Genomic DNA, 20073 nt, shown 5'->3' with positions numbered 1-20073 from the left:
CCTCTGGCTAACACTTCCCCTTGCCGGGTGTGTAGAGGACTTTCACCTCCAAGTCACCAGCGTGGCCACCACAGCCAAACTGGTTGCGCTTCGCGCAACGCGCCATGCCTGGCGCACCAAAAAAAAGAACGGCAACCGCCGTTCTGACAGGGGCTCGGCGTTTAACCGAGCCTGCGGGTCATCGATAAATCGACCCCATACGTTTGACAGGTTCCTGCGTGTGCTTGAGGTCTTCGCGCAACCCGGTGATCAGGTTGCAAATGGCGCGGCTGCTGTCGAGCTTGTCGGCATTGATGCCTTTGACTTCCAGATCCACTCGGTCACGATCACGCTCGTCATACACTTTGATCGTCAGCGACGCGTCTTCGGCTTTGATGCATTCACACCGCTTGGGCAGAAAACTTCCTTCAATAATGCTGCGTAGTTCCAGTTCCGAAAGCATGGCTAACCTCTCCTTTTATGAGACTGCCAACTGATTGTTATGTGTCTGGCGGGCAGGTCCCCGCCGCGTCCTGCCAACCCTGGAAGACGCTTTCACTTAATGAGCGTACTCGGCAAAACTGACGCGCGTTGTAACTTTTCCTCATAAGCTGAGGCGTCGTTTACATAACTGAATCTGGAACTATCGCAGTGCCCTGAATTATCGCCGAACGACTTCGATTAAACGTTTAACCCGGCAAACTCGGTTAAACAGGTTAAACTTGCAGAAATATATAGCAAACTTTTAACCCTGAGGTCGTCCCGCAGACAATGATCAAAACTCCCGCACAACTTGCCGTGATGCGCGAAGCCGGGCGCCTGCTGGCCGAGGTGTTTACCCTGCTCGACGGCTTCGTCGCCGCCGGCCGCTCCACCCTGGAACTGGACGCCGCCGTCGAAGCCTTCATCCGTAACGACCTGCAGGCGCGCCCGGCCAGCCTTGGGCAATACGATTATCCCTTCTCCATCAATACATCGATCAACGAGGTGGTATGCCACGGCATGCCCAATGCCAGGGACGTGCTCAAGGACGGCGACATCATCAATATCGATATCACCCTGGAAAAAGGCGGCTTTATTGCCGACTCCAGCAAGATGTACATGATCGGTAACGTGGCGCCCAAGGCACGGCGGCTGGTGGACAAGACCTTCGAGGCGATGTGGGAAGGTATTCGCCAGGTCAAACCCGGCGCACACCTGGGCGATATCGGCCACGCGATCCAGAGCCATGCGCAAGCCAACGGCTACAGCGTGGTGCGTGAATACTGCGGCCACGGCATCGGCCGCGACATGCACGAAGAACCGCAGATCCTGCATGTCGGCCGCCCCGGCACCGGCCTGCAATTGCGTGAAGGCATGGTGTTCACCATCGAGCCGATGCTCAACCAGGGCAGCGCCAAGGTACGCAACCTCAAGGATGGCTGGACGGTCGTGACCCAGGACAACAGCCTGTCGGCGCAGTGGGAACACACCGTCGCGGTGACGGCGCAGGGGTTCGAGGTGCTGACCTTGCAGGCCCTGCCCTGACCCCTGCGTTCACCTCAGGCCACCTGTTTGATGCCGGCCTTGGCTTCCAGCTCACGCACCAGGGGCAGCACGCGCTGGCCGAAGTACTCGACTTCTTCCTGAAAGTGCAGAAACCCGGCCAGTATCAGGTCCACACCCACCGCCTTGAGCGCCACGATGCGCTCGGCGATTTGCTGTGGCGTGCCGATCAGGTTGGTCTTGAAGCCGTCGTTGTACTGCACCAGGTCGGCAAAGCTGGACTTGGCCCAGTTGCCCTCGCCTTCCGGTGAGGCCCTGCCCGCCTGTTTGGCCGCATCGCCAAAGGCGTTGACTGCCTCCGGGTCGGCCTTGTCGATGATTTCCGCAAGTACCGCACGGGCTTCTTCTTCGGTGTCGCGGGCAATGATAAAAGCGTTCACACCCACCTTGACCGAATGGTTGTTGGCCGCGGCCTTGGTGCGAATATCGTTGACCTGGGCCTGGATGCCTTCGGGCGTGTTGCCGTTGGTGAAGTACCAGTCCGACACCCGCGCCGCCATGTCCCGCGCGGCCCTTGAGCTGCCGCCCTGGAACACCTCAGGCTGGCCCAGTGGCTTGGGCTTGAGGGTGTAGTTGTCGAAGCGATAGAAGTCGCCTCTGAAAGTGAAATTGTCCTGCGACCAGATGCCTTTGAGCGCACGAATGAATTCTTCCGAGCGGCGATAGCGTTCGTCGTGCTCCAGCCAGTGCTCGCCGATGGCCTGGAACTCGCCCTTGAACCAGCCGCTGACGATATTCACCGCGATGCGGCCGTTGGTGAGCTGGTCGATGGTCGCCAATTGCTTGGCCGCCAGCGCCGGCTGCCAGGGGCCCGGCAGGATCGCGGCAATCACCTTGAGTTTGGTGGTCGCGGCCAGCAGGGCGTGACTGAATGCCACCGATTCGTGCTGGTTGTCGGCGCCATAACCCGCCGTGAAGCGGATCTGGGTCAGGCCATATTCGAAGCCGGCGGCTTCGGCCAGTTGCGCCAGTTTGCGGTTGTAGTCGATGCCCCAGTGGGTGCGCTGTTCGATCTTGCTCACCACCAGCCCACCGCTGACGTTAGGCACCCAATAGGCAAATTTCACGGCTTGCTGACTCATCTTGAGGTTCCTCGCACACAGGGATGTATCAAGCCTTGAGCAGCAAGCGTGCCAGGCCTCGGTAAAGGCCCGGCGCACAAGGGTTGCGCCCGCAAAACGGGCACCGGGCATAGCCACCGGACACTGTCACCGATTGCGCCGGTTTGTCGATCCACTGTTGCTGGCGCAACAGTCAATGGCACCTGCCCCCCGTAAACACGGGCTGTCGCACCCGGCACGGAGTGTGCAATCCCCCTCGCACATGATCACTGCCCAGGAGCCGTCCCCCATGACCGAACACCACGTCATCAACCCGTTGTCCATCGGCGTCGACTACCCGACACTGGCCGCCCGTTTCCGGCCGATCTTTGAGCGTATCGCCGAGGGCGCGCTTGAGCGCGAACACACGCGCACCCTGCCCCATGAACCGATCCAGTGGCTCAAGCAGGCCGGTTTCGGCGCAGTGCGCGTGCCGGTGGAATATGGCGGCGGCGGCGCTTCGTTGCCGCAGTTGTTTGAACTGCTGATCGAGCTGGCGGCTGCCGACTCCAACGTGCCCCAGGCCCTGCGCGGGCATTTTGCGTTTGCCGAAGACCGCCTGAACGCACCACCGAGCGCCGGGCGCGACCTGTGGTTCAAACGGTTTGTCGACGGCGATATCGTCGGCTGCGCCTGGACCGAAATCGGCACGGTGGCGATTGGCGACGTGGCCACCCAGGTCAGCCCCGACGGCGAGCAGTGGACACTCAATGGTGAGAAGTTCTACAGCACCGGCAGTATTTTCTCTGACTGGATCGACGTGTATGCGCGGCGCAGCGATACAGGCGGCGACGTGATCGCCGCCACCCGCACCCGCCAGCCCGGCGTGGTGCAAAGCGATGACTGGGACGGTTTCGGCCAGCGCACCACCGGCAGCGGCACCACGCGGTTTACCGATGCGGTGGTGCAAGCGCAGGACGTGATCGACTTTGCCACCCGCTTCAAATACCAGACCGCGTTCTACCAGTTAGTCCTGTTGGCAACCCTGGCCGGCATCGGCCGAGCGGCGCTCAATGATGTGGCCCGGCAGGTGCGTGACCGCAAACGCATCTATAGCCATGGCAATGCCGCGCATGTCAGCCAGGACGCGCAGGTGCAACAGGTGGTGGGTGAAGTCGCCGCGCTCGTGTATGCCGCCGAGGCCAGCGCGCTGAAAGCGGCGGTGCCGGCGCAACGCGCCTACCTGGCACGGTTCGGCGGGGACGATGCCGCAGAGCGTGACGCCAATGTGGCCGCCGAGATTGAATCGGCGACGGCGCAAGTGGTGGTCTCGGAACTGATCCAGCGCGCCACCAGCCAATTGTTCAATGCGCTGGGCGCCTCGGATGTGCGTCAGGGCAAGGCGCTGGACCGGCACTGGCGCAACGCACGCACGGTGTCGTCACACAACCCGGTGATCTATAAGGCGCGGATTGTCGGCGATTGGGTGATCAACGGCAGCGAACCGCCGTTCGTGTGGCAGATCGGTAATGGCCCGAAACAAGCCTGAAACCCTACAGGATCGAATGCTGGAAGCTCGACCTGGAACCTCTGTGGCGAGCGCGCTTGTCGCGGCGAACGGGCCTGTCGTGGCAAGCGGGCCTGTCGTGGCGAGCGGGCTTGCCCCGCGTTGGGGTGCGAAGCGCCCCCAATCAAGCAAAACGCGGTGTACCTGATACGGCTCAGCGCCTGGCTTTGGGGCTGCTACGCAGCCCAACGCAGGACAAGCCTGCTCGCCACAGGGAATCTGTGCTTAACTGAACGGCATTAGGGCTTGCCCCGCGTTGGGCTGCGAAGCGCTCCCAATCAAGCAAAACGCGGTGTACCTGATACGGCTCAGCGTCTGGTTTTGGGGCTGCTGCGCAGCCCAACGCAGGACAAGCCTGCTCGCCACAGGGAATCTGCGTTTAACTGAACGGCATTAGGGCAAGCCCGCTCGCCATTGGAGTGTGGTTGCCTGGGCCTACTCACTCCCACACTTGAAGGGTGTGCCGATTAGAACGCGAGTTTGTAGCCGACGGCCATCAACATGATCGCCAGGCACGGGCGCAATACGCCGTCCGGGATCCTGCCGGTCATGTGGCTGCCCAGGTAAATGCCCGGCAGCGAGCCCATCAGCAAAAAGCCCAGCAGGTGCCAGTCCATGTTGCCCATGCTCGCATGGCCAAGACCTGCGACCAGCGTCAGGGGCACGGCATGGGCGATTTCGGTGCCGACCAGACGGCGCGTGGCGAGGAACGGATAAAGAATAAACAGCGCCACCGTGCCGAGGGCGCCTGCGCCAATGGACGTGAGCGCGACCATGGTGCCGAGAATCGCGCCGGTGACCACCGTCAGCCCGTTCAGGTTGCGCGGGCTCATGTGGTAATCATCGCCGGCATGGCGCTGGGCGAAGGCCAACAGGCGTTGCTTGAACAGGATCGCCAGGGCCGTGAGCAGCAGCACCACGCCCAGGGCCTGCTTGATCACCGCGTTCATCGCAGTGGGGTCGGTGTGCAGGCTGGCGAGGAACCACAGGGTCAGCAACACCGCCGGCACGCTGCCCAGGGTGAGCCAGCCGGTGATGGTCCAGTCGATGTTTTTGTTCCGGCTGTGCACCAGCACGCCACCGGACTTGGTGATGGCCGCGTATAACAGGTCGGTGCCCACGGCGGTGGCCGGGTTGATGCCAAACCACAACAGGATCGGCGTCATCAGCGAGCCCCCGCCGACGCCGGTCATGCCCACGATAAACCCCACGATCAGGCCGGCAACCACAAAACCAATATTTCCCACATCCATTAACGCTACCTGCGGCCTTATAAATTTCTGGCGGCAGGATAGCGATTTTTCTTATAACCACTTATATCAATGTGATCTGACTTTATGCCTTTTGCGCCAGTCGGCGACACGCGTACGCCTCGGTCCGGTAAGGAAAGGCCACCGTATCGCGACCTTTCAGGGCTGGATGGGTGTCGATCAGCGTGCGCAATTGTGCGCTGACCCGGGCTTTGTCCGGTGCAGGCAACGCAGCGATGAAACTCACGGACAGGAAGCGATCGATGATCACCTCCTGGGGGCTGCCGACATGACGGTAGGGAAAACACGTCATGTCGAGTGAGGAAAAATACTCACCGGTGAAGGCCTCGCGCCAATGCCCGCTGTGAAAGCGCGGTGTATCGCCCTCATACGGCGTGATGATTTCGGTGATCGCCGCCACCCAATCCACCGATTCATCGCGCACATTCCACACCAGCCCCAGGCATCCGTCGGGTTTGAGCACGCGGTGAATCTCCGCCAGCGCAGCCTGGGTGGAGAACCAGTGAAAGGCCTGGGCGCAGACCACCGCATCGGCACTTGCCGTGGCCAGCGGGATGCTTTCGGCGGTGCCGTTGACCAGCCGCACATCCGGTAGCAGCCTGGCTAACTGCGCGCCCATCTGCGCCACCGGCTCCACCGCGATCAACGCAGGTGCCAGGGTGCTGACCAGGCGGGTGAACTTGCCCGTGCCGGCGCCCAGGTCGATCACTGTCGACTGCGCATTGATGCGCAAGGTATCGGCGAGCCAGCCGGTGAGCTGGCGTGGATAGTTCGGCCGGCCCTGTGCGTAGGTCGCGGCCTGAGTCGAGAAACCTTGTTGAGCGGACGTGTGAACACCAGTCATGGCAATCTCTCTTCGGGTAAAGCGGGGCCACAGTGTGCGCCTCCTCGCTTTTATTTTCTAATGCGTGCATCCAATCGCCGCGCGCCTGGGTAGTACCTGCAGCAACCCTGCTGTTCTACTCAATGGAGAAACACCATGAACGCAAAAGCCCTGCTCTGCCTGACCGGTTTGCTGGCCTCAAGCCCTGCGGCATTCGCCCAGACCAACCTGCCCGACAGCATCAAGGTGCCGGCTGGACACACAGTGTCGATGGAGACCACCGGCGTCGGCGAAATCACCTACGAATGCCGCGACAAGGCCAGCGCTGCCGGTGAAACCGAATGGACCTTCGTCGGCCCCAAGGCCGTGCTGAATGACCGCAGCGGCAAACCGGTCGGCACCTATTTCGGCCCGCCTGCGACCTGGCAGGCCAAGGATGGCTCGAAAATCACCGGCACGCAGTTGGCCGTGGCGCCGTCGAGCCCCGGCAACCTGCCGTATCAACTGGTCAAGGCCAACCCGGCCGAGGGCAAGGGCGCCATGAGCGGCGTCAGTTACATCCAGCGGGTGGCACTCAAAGGTGGCGTTGCGCCGAGCAGCGCGTGCACCGCTGCCAATAAAGGCCAGCAGGAAGTGGTGAAATACCAGGCGGACTATCTCTTCTGGTCAGCCAGCTGAGTAAATTCAGCTACGCTGCCGGAGGAATATCACCGTTTCCTTCTGCAGGAGCGAGGTTGGTCGCGCCTGCAGAAGGTTTGTGCTGGGGACATCATTTGTTTGATTACGACGCCTGCCTGCTGGCTTGTGCCCGTGGCGATCAACAGGCCTTGCGCCGCTTGTATGAGCAGGAAAGCAGCCGCTTGCTCGGCGTGGCGTTGCGCATCGTGCGCGACAAGGCGCTGGCCGAAGATACCGTGCATGACGCGTTTATCAGGATCTGGCACGGCGCTGCAGGTTTTGACCCCGGCAGAGGTTCGGCACGCGGCTGGGTGTACAGCGTGACCCGCCACCAGGCGCTGAACGTGGTGCGCAGGACCGCCCGCGACGTACCACTGAGCGAAGAGCACGAGCCACTGGCAGAACCGGCTGAAACCTTTGAATTCCCCGCACGTTCCGGGCAGATCCACACCTGCCTGGAGCGGCTCGACCCGGCCCGTCGCCGTTGCATCCTGCATGCCTATGTCGACGGCTATTCCCACAGCGAAATCGCGCAGGCACTCGGCACTCCGCTGGGCACCGTCAAAGCGTGGATCAAACGCAGCCTCGCCGCCTTGCGGGAGTGCATGACATGAACACTGAAGAACTGGCTGGCGAATACGTCTTGGGCACTCTGCCTCTGGCGCAGCGCGCCGAGGTCGAACAACGACTCGGGCATGACGCCGACCTGCGCGCGGCGGTGGATGCCTGGGAGCAACGCCTGTTGCCGCTGACGGCGCTGGCGGCGCCGGTGGCGCCATCGCAGCACCTGTGGCGACGCATTCAGCAGACGCTCGCCGTGCCCGCCCCGCGCGTGCCGTGGTGGAACCTGCTGGCCGTTTGGCGTGGCCTTGCCGCTGCAGGATTGGCGGCGAGCATGGTGCTGGCAACGCTGTTGCTGGTCCGTGCGCCCCTCGCCGAGCCGAGTTTTGTGGTGGTGCTGGTGGCGCCGCAAAGCCAGGCGCCCGGCTGGGTGATCCAGGCAAGCAGCAATCAGCAGATCCAGTTGATTCCTTTGGGGGTGATGCAAGTGCCCGCCGACAAGGCATTGCAGTTCTGGACCAAGGGCGACGGCTGGCAGGGCCCGGTGTCCCTGGGGCTGGTCAAGCCCGGGCAAACGCTGTCGGTGCCGCTGGACCGGTTGCCGCCGCTTGCGCCAAACCAGTTGTTCGAACTGACCCTGGAAGACCCGCGCGGCTCGCCCACCGGCAAACCGACCGGGCCGATCCAGGCCATCGGCCGCGCGGTCAAGGTGCTGTGATCAACCGACAGTGGGCAACCACACGCGAAAACGCGCGCCGCCCAACGGTGACGCCTCGGCGATCAGGCTGCCGCCCTGGGCTTCCAGGGCGCGCCGGCTGATCGCCAGGCCCAGGCCAAAGCCGCCGGTGGCACGGTCGCGGCTGCGGTCCAGGCGGTAGAACGGCTCGAAGATGCGTTCACGCTGGTCCCGGGGAATGCCGATGCCATCGTCATCCACGCAGATTTCACAGCCCTCGGCGTCCACCCTGACGCTCACCTGGATACGCGCGTCGCAGTAACGCGTGGCGTTGCGCAGCAGGTTCTGCAGCGCCCGCGCGGTGAGGCGCGGGTCGAGGCTGAAGCGCTCCACTGCGCAGTCGAGCGATACGTCGATCACAATCGCGGGGTTTGCCAGCTCATCGTCGATGCTGCCCAGCACGCTGTCGATAAACTCGTCGAGCATCACCTCCACGCGCTCCGGCAATTGCGCCGGATTCTGCAGGCGGCTGTAGGACAGCAGTTCCAGCACCAACTCGTCCAGCTCACGAATATGCGCGACCAGCCCCTGCAGGCGCTCGCGCCCGGCCTGGGGCATGTCTTCGGACAATGCCAGCGCCAGGCCGAAATCCAGCCGGGTCAAGGGCGTGCGCAACTCGTGGGAGACGGCGTTGAGCAAGTCGCGCTGCTGGTTGAGCAGCCGTTCGATGTCACCGGCCATGGTGTCGAACACCGCAGCCAGACCGCCGATGTTGGAACTGGGCGGGATGTGCGTGCGTTCAGACAGGTTGCCCATGCCCAACTGCGCAGCGGTGTTTTTCAGACGCTCCAGGTCACGCCAGTGCGGACGCAGCCACACCAGCAGGCAGGCCAGCAGCGCACCGCCCACCAGCACGTTCATCGACCAGTACAACAGGTTGATGTCCAGCGGGTCGTCGGGGATGGTCAGCTTGACCACGAACTGGTCGTTGATCGGCGAACTGATTTCCCCCATCCAGCCCCATTCGCCCAGGCGGACCACCGGTTTGCCCTGCTCCAGCAGCTTCTCTTCGGCCGGCGTGAAGCTGGCGTCCTTACGCAGCAATAGATGTACTTTCTGCGGGGCAAAGTCGCGGTCCAATTGTTCGGTCACCTGCGACCAGCGCTCCACCGGTGCACGCAGGTACTGTTTGACGATCAGCTTTTGCTGGCCGCGCGACTGCTCGATGTTGTAATCCAGGTAGCGATGCTCGAACAACTGCACCGTCAGTTTGGGAATCAGATAGATCGCCGCACTGTAGGTGACGATGGTGATGAGGTAGAGGCGCAGCAGGACACGAAACATGGCTCAGCATTCCCACTCGGAGCGGCTGAACAGGTAGCCCTTGCCCCACACAGTCTTGATCTTGCGGGCTTCGCCGGCATGATCGTCGAACTTGCGGCGCAGCTTGGAGATGGCCACGTCCACCGAACGGTCGGTGCCGTTGAATTCGATGCCGCGCAGGCGCTGCAGGATCTGGTCGCGGCTGAGCACTTCGCCGGCATGGCGCGCCAGCACCACCAGCAGGTTGTATTCACCGCTGGACAACTCCACCGGCTGCTCGCGCCAGGTGACGGTGCGCTCCGACAGGTCGATGCACAGGTTGCCCATGATGATCTGGTCGTTGGCCGCCTGCGGTTCGGATAAACTGCTGCGCCGTAACAGGGTGCGCACCCGCGCCAGCAACACGCGCGGCTCGCAGGGTTTGGTCACGTAGTCGTCGGCGCCCATCTCCAGGCCCAGCACCTGGTCGTGGCTGTCGTCGCGGGCGGTGAGCATCAGGATCGGCAGGCCCGCAGAGTCGGCGCGCAGCAGGCGGCATACCTGCAGGCCGTCGAGGCCGGGCAGCATCAGGTCGAGAATCACCAGGTCCGGCGGGTTCAGGCGCGCCCGTTCACGCACCTGATCGCCACGGCTGAGCACACTGACTTGATAGCCGTTGCGTTCCAGATAGCTGGCAATCAGCTCGGAGAGCGCGGCGTCGTCTTCCACCAGCAGAATGTTCGGCATCAAGATGTTTCCAAATAGTACGGCTTTGCAGGATTGTGCAAGGATATACGCCCTCGGCCCACAGTGGGCTGCACCTTACATTTCTTCACACACCACCTACACAGCTTTACAGCACCACGGCGCCGGTGACCTTAGGATGCGCCAGTCAATATTGGGATAAGAGCATGTCGAAGAATCTGTTTGCGCCATTCTGCCTGTTGGCACTCACACTGGCGCTGAGCGCCTGTGAAAAGTCCACGGCCAAGGCGCCGCAAATGCCCCTGGCCAAAGTGCGCATCGAAACCCTGCAGGCCAAGCCACTGTCCATCACCAACGAACTGAGCGGGCGCATCGCCGCGCCGCGCATTGCCGAGGTGCGCGCCCGGGTGGCCGGTGTGGTGCTGCAGCGTGTGTTCAAGGAAGGCCATGACGTGAAACAGGGCGATGTGCTGTTTCGCATCGACCCGGCACCGTTCAAGGCCGACCTCGACAGCGCCCAGGCCAACCTGAGCAAGGCTGAGGCCAACGCCTTCCAGGCGCGCTTGCAAGCGCAGCGCTATAGCCAACTGGTGGAAGGCAACGCGATCAGCGGCCAGGACTACGACAATGCCCGCGCCGCCGTGCGCCAGACCAGCGCCGAGGTTGCCGCGCAGAAAGCCGCCGTCGACCGCGCCCGCCTGAACCTGGGCTATGCCACCGTCACCGCACCGATTTCCGGACGCATCGGCCGTGCGCTGGTCACCGAAGGTGCGCTGGTCGGCCAGAACGAAGCCACGCCGCTGGCGACCATCCAGCAACTGGACCCGATTCACGCCGACCTCACCCAGTCCACCCGCGAGCTCAACGACCTGCGCCGCGCCTTCCGCGCCGGCAGCCTCAAGCAGGTCGGCCAGGACCAGGCCAGGGCCACCTTGATTCTGGACGACGGCAGCCTGTACCCGCTGCCGGGCAAATTGCTGTTCGCCGAGATCAGCGTCGACCCCGGCACCGGGCAAATCATCCTGCGCAGCGAGTTCCCCAACCCGGACCTCGACCTGCTGCCCGGCAGCTTTGTGCGGGTGCGCCTGGAACAGGCCGTCGACCGGCAAGGCATCAGCGTGCCGCAACGCGCCATCACCCGCGACAGCGCCGGTATCCCGATGGTGCTGCTGCTGGACGCCGAGCAGAAAGTCAGCCAGCAGCCGGTGGAGCTGGGCTCGGTAATCGGTGATCGCTGGATCGTCAGCAGCGGCCTCAAGCCGGGCGACCGTATCGTCGTCGAAGGCCTGCAACACGCGCGTCCCGGTGACACCGTTGAAGTCGACGCCAGCCCGCTCGTGAAGGAATAACCCGCCATGCCGCAGTTCTTTATCGACCGCCCGGTGTTCGCCTGGGTGGTGGCCCTGTTTATCCTGCTGGCCGGTGCGCTGGCCATCCCGCAGTTGCCGGTGGCGCAGTACCCTGACGTCGCGCCGCCGAAAGTCGAAATCTACGCGGTGTACCCGGGCGCCTCGGCCCAGACCCTGGACCAGAGCGTGGTCAGCCTGATCGAGCAGGAGCTCAACGGCACCGACCACCTGCTGTATTTCGAATCCCAGAGCAGCCTGGGCTCGGCCACCATTACCGCCACCTTTCAGCCGGGCACCAACCCCGAGATGGCCCAGGTGGATGTGCAAAACCGCCTCAAAGCGGTAGAGCCGCGCCTGCCCCAGGCCGTTACCCAGCAAGGCCTGCAGGTGCAGAAAGTCTCCGCCGGCTTCCTGCTGCTGGTGACCCTGACCTCCAATGACGGCAAGCTCGATGACACCGCGCTCAGCGATTACCTGGCGCGCAACGTGATGAACGAGCTCAAGCGCCTGGACGGCGTGGGCAAGGCGCAGCTGTATGGCTCGGAACGGGCGATGCGCATCTGGATCGACCCGCAGAAACTGATCGGCTTCAACCTCACGCCGGCCGACGTCAACGCCGCGATTGCCGCGCAGAACGCCCAGGTTGCCCCCGGCAGCATCGGCGACCTGCCGGGCACCAACACCCAGGAAATCACCGCAGCGATTCTGGTCAAGGGCCAGCTGTCGACGCCGCAGGAATTCGCCGACATCGTGCTCAAGGCCAACCCGGACGGTTCCACCGTACGTGTCGGCGATGTGGCGCGGGTGGAAGTCGGCAGCCAGGAATACCAGTTCTCCACGCGCCTGAACGGCAAGCCGTCCACCGCCGTGAGTGTGCAACTGTCGCCGGGCGCCAACTCGTTGAACACCGCGACCCTGGTGCGCGCCAAGATGGACGAGCTGTCGCGCTATTTCCCGGCCAATGTGGAATACAAGATCCCGTACGACACCTCGCCGTTCGTCAAGGTCTCGATCACCAAAGTGGTCTACACCCTGCTCGAAGCCATGGCGCTGGTGTTTGCGGTGATGTTTCTGTTCCTGCAGAACGTGCGCTACACGCTGATCCCCACCCTGGTGGTACCGATTGCCTTGATGGGCACCTTCGCCACCATGCTGGTGCTGGGCTTCTCGATCAACGTGCTGACCATGTTCGGCATGGTGCTGGCGATTGGCATCCTGGTGGACGATGCGATTGTGGTGGTGGAGAACGTCGAGCGCATCATGGTCAGCGAAGGCCTGTCGCCCAAGGACGCGACGAAAAAAGCCATGGGCCAGATCACCGGCGCCATCATCGGCATCACCCTGGTGCTGGTGGCGGTGTTCCTGCCGATGGCCTTCATGAAAGGCTCGGTGGGGGTGATCTACCAGCAGTTCTCGCTGTCGATGGCCACCTCGATCCTGTTCTCGGCGTTCCTGGCGCTGACCTTGACCCCGGCCCTCTGCGCCACCTTGCTCAAACCGATCGCCAAGGGCGAGCACCATGCCAAGGGCGGTTTCTTCGGCTGGTTCAACAAACGTTTTGAACAACTCACCGACCGCTACGAAGGCTGGGTGACCTATGCGCTCAAGCGCAGCGGGCGTTACCTGCTGATCTATCTGGTGTTGCTGGTGGGCCTGGGCTGGATGTTCACGCGCCTGCCCTCCTCGTTCCTGCCGGTGGAGGACCAGGGCTACACCATCACCGACATCCAACTGCCGCCGGGCGCAAGCAAGAACCGCACGGTGCAGGTGGCCGAGCAGATCGAAGCACACAACGCCACCGAGACCGGCGTGGGCGATACCACCATGATCATGGGCTTCAGTTTCTCCGGCTCAGGGCAAAACGCGGCGTTGGCGTTTACCACGCTCAAGGATTGGTCGGACCGCGGCGCCGATGCCTCCGCGGCATCGATTGCCAATCGCGCCAACGCGGCCTTTGGCGGCCTCAAGGACGCGATTGCCTTCGCAGTGCTGCCGCCGCCGGTTGACGGCCTGGGCACCTCCAGCGGCTTCGAGTTTCGTCTGCAGGACCGTGGCGGCGTCGGCCACGCAGCGTTGATGGCGGCGCGGACCGACCTGCTCAATGCGGCGGCAAAAAGCCCGATCCTGGCCAACGTGCGTGAAAGCGCCCTGGCCGAGGCGCCGCAGGTGCAGCTCGAAGTGGACCGCAAGCAGGCCAATGCGCTGGGGGTATCGTTTGCCGATGTGGGCAATGTGTTGTCCTCGGCGATCGGTTCGGCGTATGTCAACGACTTCCCCAACCAGGGCCGCATGCAGCGGGTGGTGGTGCAGGCCGAAGGCGATCAGCGCAGCCAGGTGGCGGACTTGATGAAAATCAACGTGCGCAACAAGGACGGCAAGATGGTGCCGTTGTCGGCGTTTGTCGAAGCCCGGTGGACCCAGGGCCCGGCGCAGTTGACCCGCTACAACGGTTACCCCGCTATCGCGATCACCGGCGAAGCCGCACCGGGGCACAGCACCGGCGAGGCGATGGCGGAAATCCAGCGCCTGGTCAGCCAGTTGCCCGCCGGCCTGGGCCAGGAATGGACCGGCCTGTCGTTGCAGGAGCGCTTGTCCGGCTCCCAGGCGCCGATCCTGCTGGGCCTGTCGCTGCTGATCGTGTTCCTGTGCCTGGCAGCCTTGTATGAAAGCTGGTCGATCCCGACATCGGTGCTGCTGGTGGTGCCGCTGGGCGTGCTCGGCGCAGTGCTGGCGGTGACCTTGCGCGGCATGCCCAACGATGTGTTCTTCAAGGTTGGCCTGATCACCATCATCGGCCTGTCGGCGAAGAACGCGATTCTGATCATCGAATTCGCCAAGGACCTGTATGACCAGGGCGAAGACCTGATCAGCGCGACGCTCAAGGCCGCGCGGCTGAGGTTGCGGCCGATCATCATGACTTCGCTGGCGTTCATCCTCGGCGTGGTGCCGCTGGCAATCGCCACCGGCGCCAGTTCGGCGAGCCAGCAGGCGATTGGCACGGGGGTGATTGGCGGGATGATCACGGCGACACTGGCGGTGGTGTTTGTGCCGGTGTTTTTTGTGGTGGTGATGAAGCTGGTACGCAAGCGGCACACGCCCGACTGATCGACACCCCGGTGTTCGCTGTCGAGTTCATGATCAAGTGCAACCGAATAGGCTATGGTGCTCTCAACTACCCTGTTGTGAGCACCCATGGCCTTCCTTGCCCGCACCCACCCTCGCCTTTCCTGCGCCGCCGTCCTCGGCGTTGCCGTCGGCATCCTGGCTCCGGCCGATACGCTGATCGGCAAAATCCTGATCGGCTGGAACGCCGGCGTCTGGACCTATCTGCTGCTGATGCTGTGGCTGACCAGCCGCTCGCGCGCCGACGACGTAAAACGCATCGCCGAGATCGAAGACGAGAACGCCGGGCTGGTGCTGTTCGTGGTGTGCATCGCCGCGATTGCCAGCCTGGCGACCATCACCCTGAATCTGGTGGGCATCAAGGACCTGGACAGCACCGCGCGCCTGCTGCACTACGGTTTCACCGGGATGACGGTGATCGGTTCGTGGCTACTGATCGGGGTGATCTTCAGCGTGCATTACGCCCGCCTCTTTTACACCTGGGAGGGCGACGAGCCCGCGCTGCGCTTTGCCGAAGGGTTGCGTACGCCCAATTACTGGGACTTTCTGTATTTCTCGTTCACCATCGGCGTGGCGGTGCAGACCTCGGATGTGGGCGTGGCCACGCGCAGCCTGCGCAAGGTGGTGCTGGGGCAATCGCTGATCGGCTTTCTGTTCAATACGGCGATTCTGGGTTTTTCGATCAATATTGCTGCAGGGTTGTTCGGTTAAAACGCAAAAAGGGGAAGCCTGAGCTTCCCCTTTTCGCATGCGTGAGTCCCTTAGAAAGCGTACTGCACGCCTACCGTGGCGCCCCACGGCTGATCGTAGGCCTTGCCTTTCATGTGCGTGGCTTCAGCATGCACGCTCAGGCTTGGCGACAACGACACCGCCATGCCGCCCGCGACCTCGTAACTGCCGCCCGACAGGTTGTTTTTAAAGGCCTGGTCGTTGATATAGACCTTGTTGTCCGGGCTGAAATCACGTGCCACCGCCGCACGCAGGTACGGCTGCAGGACGCCGCCGCTGTCGAGCTGGATATTTTTACCGGCGGTCATGCCCACCTTGCCGATGGCCGACGTGGCACGATCGCTCTTCGCCTTCAGACCGTTGTCCATGGTGTAGTTGGAACCGCCAACAGCGGCGACGGACAACTGCGCGAAGGGTTCAAGATACAAACCGTCGTCATCGAGCTTGATGTTCTTGCCGACTTCAACCGAAGCACTTACCGCGTCCTGCGAGTATTTGCCTTTGGCGCGCTGACCGTCACTCATGTTGACCTGGCTCTGGCCGTTCAGTCGGTTGACCTTGGCCGTCAGGTCCACATACACCCCGCTCTCGTCATCACGAAAAATACCGTAGAGACCGGCGTAGTAGCTGTTGACCATACCGCTGCTGCCGCGACTCAGGCCCAGGTTTGAGTTGCTGTAACCACCCATCACACCCAGTGTCCACAGCTCATCCATCGCCCAGTCTGCACCCAGGCTCAGGCCTGCCTGATTCTGGGAGTAGCCGACGCCGTTGCTGTTGGCCGCTACGTCAATCTTGTTACCGTAACCGCGCATCCACAGGCCCTGGCTTTTGCCTTCACCGAAGCGGACTTCACCCATGCGTGTGCGCAGGATGCTTTCCTCGCCACGCAGTACGACCGGTGCCGCGTTGGCAAGCGCCAATACGGCCTTGGCGCTGGTACTGGTGCCCCGCTTCTCGGTGTCCAGGAACCAGTCGGTGCCTTCCTGCTTGAGCCCGTATTCGAACGCACCGACGTCGACGGTATCGCCTACCAGGCCGAACCTGGCACCACCACTTTCGGTGTGCACGACCTTGATTGCGTTGCCGGTAGCCAATTCCGAGCCACTGGCGCCCACCAGCAGTTGGTGATTACCTTCGGCGTTGCCGTTGACATTCAACAGGTCGGTATCGCCGGTGTTGAAGTTGGTGTGCATCTTGAAGGTGCCGTTACCGGTCAGGCTGTTGGTGTTCAACTGGACGTATTGCGCGGGGTCGCCAAACACTACATTACCGCCCCCCATTTTCAGCGCGTTGACCTGGCTGTCACCCACCAGCACCCACTGGGCATTGCTGTTGACATCCAGTTGCTTGACGTTGAACAGCTGGCCGGTCAGCGACGCGTTGTTATTGAGTTGCACAGTGCCCGTACTGCCCGCGCCAATGCGCACATCACCGAACAGGCTGCTGTTGTCGACGTTCATGTTCGCGGTGGAGTTATTGGCTACCTGAAGCAGGTCGCCATTGCCGCTGAGCAGGTTCGAACCGTTAAGCACTTGAATATCGGCATGGGTGCCATTGCCAACGGGCGGGTTCACCAGGATGGCCGCGCCGGTCTTGCCCTGGACCACGGAATTATCGAGGATCAACGAGTTGGTGCGGGTCAGTGTGGCGTCGGTGCGCATGTTGACGCCATTGACGCCGCCGATGATACGGCTGTTGTTGCGCGCCGCAGCGTCGGCGTTGAGCAGCACCAAACCGACACCCGTCGCGGCCGTGGCTTCGACACGCGCATTATCCAGGTTCACCACGCCGTAGCCGGCAGACGAAATACCACGGGTCGAGCCGGTGACGCTGCTGTCTTTCACCGTGGCCCTTGAACCGTCTACTCCCCCTGTCGTCCGGGTGACGGACACACCCCAACCGGTAGAGTTTGTAACCGTACTGTTATTGGTCACCAGCAGGCTGCTGTTGCCGGTAACCAGAATGGCCTGGTTTATCATGGAACGGGCAGTCACTTGTGAGCCATCGATGACCACAGTCGACTGCTGCCTTGCATCAATATCCAACGTCCTGCTACCTGCCTCTGCCGTCAGGCCTGCACCGCTCATCACAATCTGATTGGTGATGGCGCCGTGGGCAATCAAGCTTGAGGCTGGGTTCAGCGAATAATCATCAACACGCGTCGTGCTCGATATCGAGGTATTTGGGAGTGTAACTATGGTTCGCGCGTGAGCATTGGGCGCTGCCAAAAGCAATAACGCAATGGCTGGGGCCGTCAACGCAACGCTCAGGGGGGTGGGTTTGAAGTTAAAGACTGCCGACATATAGTGAACCTCTAGTTCCTGCACGAAACGATAGGGCGGGTTCTAAACCATTTGAGACCCAGCCAATCAAGCGGCGCCATGATTGATCAGTGCAAGCCCGAAATCTGTAGGACATTTCCGAACAATTCAGTTGAATACGCAGCCAGATACGTAGGCGCAATTGCAGCGGTACCGTTGCACAATAAATAATAATAAATGGGGAAAACACCAAAGAGGGTGACGACCCTCTTTGGCATCTACGCTTGAACTTCAATTACGTGGGCACTGCCCCCCCGGCACAGTAGTTGGCGCTACTGGTGGCAGGCCTGAACCCTCGAACACGATAAGTTGCGGGAAGCGAGGACACTGTCGAGCCAAGGTACAGCGTGCTGGTAGTGACCGTTGCAGAACCACTGGTCAACAACGACCTATTGGCGTTAATTGGATTAAACAGAAGCGTAGAGTTTGCAGGGAACGTCACATCGAAACCATTACGGGCCGCCACATCATCCGGCACCGAGAAAGTTCGAACTTCAGTAACCACCGCAGCCCCCGAACTGGTGTTGTTTTGATAACCGGCGAACGTCACACTGACGAACTGCCCTGCCGTCAAATATTCCGAACCGGGAATATGCACGACGAGGTTGCCACTGTTAATGGGTCGCAGGCTGTCGCAGTTGAGCGTTCCGGTGTTGTTAAGCACCCTCGGTGCGCTCATTTGCAGAATCACGGAGTCTACCCTGACCAGTGTAGGGGGCGACGTCTGCGGGTTTGCACTGGCAAGCGAGGTGAGGGTGTAAGACGCCGGCTGGGTAGGACCGCCCAACGTCCTGATATCGGCGAAGGGAATCTGGAATTCGATGGCCCCAGACGGAGGAATGGCCGTGACGGTCTGCGGATACAGCCGACCACCGTAATTCAACGTCACCGTGAAAGGCAACGAATCCTGGGGGAGCACCGCCGCCGTCCACAATGGCACCAGCGCTCTGGCAGGCAGATTCACGTCGGCCGCCTCCAGGTGATCGGGTGGCCCGAATGTACCACCGGCACGTATCGCCTGAACCACGACTGGCGGCAGGTTGGTGTTGACGTCCCCTGGCGGCGTGGGGTCTGGCCCCACCACCGACAGGTCCAGATCGAATGGAGTGCTTAACGGCGCGGTCGGATAGATGCTGGTCCCGCGTCTTACCTGGTAGGATGCCGTCACTGGCACCCGGCTCTTGCCCGCCGCTCGAGGCCCGTACAGCGTATCCATGTTGGCGGGCGTGAATGTAACCGGAATCGCAAAGGGCGTGTTGCCCACCGGTACGGTTATGGGAATTGACCCAAACGACGAGGAGAGCGTGACGACCAGTTGGTCTGTCGGACGCACAACGTTCAGGTAGGCCGGAATCAGCACCCTGACACCGTTCGCATCAGCCACGTCTTTGATGTTAATTAAACCGTCACCCGGGGCGGCGAGTTCGACCTGCGGTGTCAGGAAGTCTGAAGGTGCGGGAGCCTCAACCAAGTCTTCAAGGTCAAGGCTGTAGGATATTTCAGAGGGATTGCCGGCAACGTCGGATATGACGTAGCGAACTGTGTAATTCCCTTTCTTTTCAGCCTCAACCACCCACAGCGGCAGTGGGATAGACGGTGGCAAGGCCGGATCCAGGCGATATTTCGTGTCGGTGCCTGGGGCAGGCGTGAACACGTAGGGTCTGTCCGAAGAGCCAAAAAACATTTCAACGGTATCGTCCGGAGACAGCCCGTCCAGCGCGCTGTATGGAATCGGAAGGTTTACCGTCTGGTTTGGCTGGCTGGCGATAAACGCGCGATCCAGCGGTCCGGTCATACCCGCAGGCGGCTGTGGTGCGGGAGGCTTGACGCGGGGGCCGTCGTAAGGAGACGTCTCATCAACGACCAGGAGTTGCGCGACCGAATAGTTATCCACTCCCGAGTCCGCGACGAACACCCTGTACCTGATCAAATACAAGCCGGGGCCACGATAGGACTGTGGTATCGGCAACGGCACAGGGTCAGGCTGATTGCTCAGAGAAAGTTGAAATCTGCTGCTGTTGCTAGCGAAATAGGCATCTTCAGCAGTTGAGTCCAGGCCGCTCAGATCAAGATAGGGAGCAATCTCTACGGTGACGATATCGGGCTGGAGCGAGTCGGTACTGGCACCGATCCACAGGGGAATATTGTAGTTAGTCCGTTGCTTCTTTGAGCCCGTGCGTGAAAGCAAGCCGGTATAACCAGGCACCTGATCTTCAAGCGCTGCGATGTCAAATCGCTGAGGCGTGTAATCGGTAGGTAATTTGGGTACAAAGTTGTCAATGATTTCTCTGTTTGTAGATTCCATTATCTTGCTCCGGACAGTAAGCCACTGAACATCAGGACACGCCTCGTTAATTGAATGAACCTGATGGGTTCATCAACCACGAATTTTTTAAAGCCT

General features: G+C 61.7%; 17 protein-coding genes. 8 read left to right on the top strand and 9 right to left on the bottom strand.

Annotated elements, in window-relative coordinates:
* Positions 1 to 178 precede the first annotated feature (178 nt).
* The gene (locus LUB09_RS22160) at positions 179 to 442 is read right to left on the bottom strand and encodes a DUF1652 domain-containing protein (RefSeq protein WP_209981473.1); all 264 of its coding nucleotides are present in this window, start codon (positions 440 to 442) and stop codon (positions 179 to 181) included.
* Between the two features lie 308 nt (positions 443 to 750).
* Here LUB09_RS22160 and map point away from each other — a divergent pair, with 308 nt between their 5' ends.
* Positions 751 to 1506, top strand: a complete 756-nt coding sequence (gene map / locus LUB09_RS22155) for a type I methionyl aminopeptidase (protein ID WP_209981471.1) — start codon at positions 751 to 753, stop codon at positions 1504 to 1506.
* A gap of 14 nt (positions 1507 to 1520) precedes the next feature.
* On the opposite strand, the gene sfnG is transcribed toward map, so the two are convergent.
* Both sfnG and LUB09_RS22145 read right to left on the bottom strand, forming a co-directional pair.
* Entirely contained in the window at positions 1521 to 2606 is a 1086-nt protein-coding gene (sfnG, locus tag LUB09_RS22150; protein ID WP_209981470.1) for a dimethylsulfone monooxygenase SfnG, read from the bottom strand.
* A 28-nt stretch (positions 2607 to 2634) separates the two neighbouring features.
* Positions 2635 to 2775, bottom strand: a complete 141-nt coding sequence (locus LUB09_RS22145) for a hypothetical protein (protein ID WP_231423700.1) — start codon at positions 2773 to 2775, stop codon at positions 2635 to 2637.
* Between the two features lie 99 nt (positions 2776 to 2874).
* Between LUB09_RS22145 and LUB09_RS22140 the strand changes: the two genes are divergently transcribed.
* Positions 2875 to 4113 carry an acyl-CoA dehydrogenase family protein gene (locus LUB09_RS22140; RefSeq protein ID WP_231423699.1) on the top strand — a complete coding sequence of 413 codons (1239 nt, stop codon included), beginning with the start codon at positions 2875 to 2877 and terminating at the stop codon, positions 4111 to 4113.
* A 485-nt stretch (positions 4114 to 4598) separates the two neighbouring features.
* On the opposite strand, the gene LUB09_RS22135 is transcribed toward LUB09_RS22140, so the two are convergent.
* Both LUB09_RS22135 and LUB09_RS22130 read right to left on the bottom strand, forming a co-directional pair.
* The gene (locus tag LUB09_RS22135) at positions 4599 to 5384 is read right to left on the bottom strand and encodes a sulfite exporter TauE/SafE family protein (RefSeq protein ID WP_057010206.1); all 786 of its coding nucleotides are present in this window, start codon (positions 5382 to 5384) and stop codon (positions 4599 to 4601) included.
* 82 nt (positions 5385 to 5466) lie between these two features.
* Positions 5467 to 6246, bottom strand: coding sequence for a class I SAM-dependent methyltransferase (locus LUB09_RS22130; RefSeq protein ID WP_209981465.1), 780 nt, complete (start codon positions 6244 to 6246; stop codon positions 5467 to 5469).
* Positions 6247 to 6381: 135 nt separating this feature from the next.
* Here LUB09_RS22130 and LUB09_RS22125 point away from each other — a divergent pair, with 135 nt between their 5' ends.
* The 3 genes from LUB09_RS22125 to LUB09_RS22115 all read left to right on the top strand — a co-directional run bounded on the left by LUB09_RS22125 (position 6382) and on the right by LUB09_RS22115 (position 8182).
* Entirely contained in the window at positions 6382 to 6903 is a 522-nt protein-coding gene (locus LUB09_RS22125; RefSeq protein ID WP_231423698.1) for a DUF3455 domain-containing protein, read from the top strand.
* Positions 6904 to 6998: 95 nt separating this feature from the next.
* Complete coding sequence (locus tag LUB09_RS22120; RefSeq protein ID WP_209981461.1) at positions 6999 to 7517, top strand: sigma-70 family RNA polymerase sigma factor; 519 nt, start codon at positions 6999 to 7001, stop codon at positions 7515 to 7517.
* Complete coding sequence (locus LUB09_RS22115) at positions 7514 to 8182, top strand: anti-sigma factor (RefSeq protein ID WP_442964110.1); 669 nt, start codon at positions 7514 to 7516, stop codon at positions 8180 to 8182. The genes LUB09_RS22120 and LUB09_RS22115 overlap by 4 nt, the downstream gene beginning before the upstream one ends.
* On the opposite strand, the gene LUB09_RS22110 is transcribed toward LUB09_RS22115, so the two are convergent.
* A complete protein-coding gene (locus tag LUB09_RS22110; protein WP_231423697.1) occupies positions 8183 to 9484 on the bottom strand; it encodes an ATP-binding protein in 1302 nt (433 codons plus the stop codon).
* Between the two features lie 3 nt (positions 9485 to 9487).
* A complete protein-coding gene (locus tag LUB09_RS22105) occupies positions 9488 to 10189 on the bottom strand; it encodes a response regulator transcription factor (RefSeq protein WP_209981454.1) in 702 nt (233 codons plus the stop codon).
* A gap of 164 nt (positions 10190 to 10353) precedes the next feature.
* Here LUB09_RS22105 and LUB09_RS22100 point away from each other — a divergent pair, with 164 nt between their 5' ends.
* The 3 genes from LUB09_RS22100 (at position 10354) to LUB09_RS22090 (ending at position 15330) form a co-directional block, all read left to right on the top strand.
* Complete coding sequence (locus LUB09_RS22100) at positions 10354 to 11496, top strand: efflux RND transporter periplasmic adaptor subunit (RefSeq protein WP_209981452.1); 1143 nt, start codon at positions 10354 to 10356, stop codon at positions 11494 to 11496.
* 6 nt (positions 11497 to 11502) lie between these two features.
* A complete protein-coding gene (locus LUB09_RS22095) occupies positions 11503 to 14601 on the top strand; it encodes an efflux RND transporter permease subunit (protein WP_209981451.1) in 3099 nt (1032 codons plus the stop codon).
* A gap of 87 nt (positions 14602 to 14688) precedes the next feature.
* Positions 14689 to 15330, top strand: coding sequence for a DUF1345 domain-containing protein (locus LUB09_RS22090; protein ID WP_209981449.1), 642 nt, complete (start codon positions 14689 to 14691; stop codon positions 15328 to 15330).
* Positions 15331 to 15380: 50 nt separating this feature from the next.
* Here the strand turns inward: LUB09_RS22090 and LUB09_RS22085 are convergent, their stop codons facing one another.
* Positions 15381 to 17138, bottom strand: coding sequence for an autotransporter outer membrane beta-barrel domain-containing protein (locus tag LUB09_RS22085; RefSeq protein WP_209990305.1), 1758 nt, complete (start codon positions 17136 to 17138; stop codon positions 15381 to 15383).
* A 769-nt stretch (positions 17139 to 17907) separates the two neighbouring features.
* A complete protein-coding gene (locus LUB09_RS22080; RefSeq protein WP_231423695.1) occupies positions 17908 to 19977 on the bottom strand; it encodes a hypothetical protein in 2070 nt (689 codons plus the stop codon).
* Positions 19978 to 20073 lie beyond the last annotated feature (96 nt).

The organism is Pseudomonas sp. Leaf59, from assembly GCF_920984685.1.
Lineage (GTDB): Bacteria > Pseudomonadota > Gammaproteobacteria > Pseudomonadales > Pseudomonadaceae > Aquipseudomonas.
Note: the sequence above shows the minus strand (reverse complement) of the source record. Positions and strands in the feature narration are given on the sequence as shown.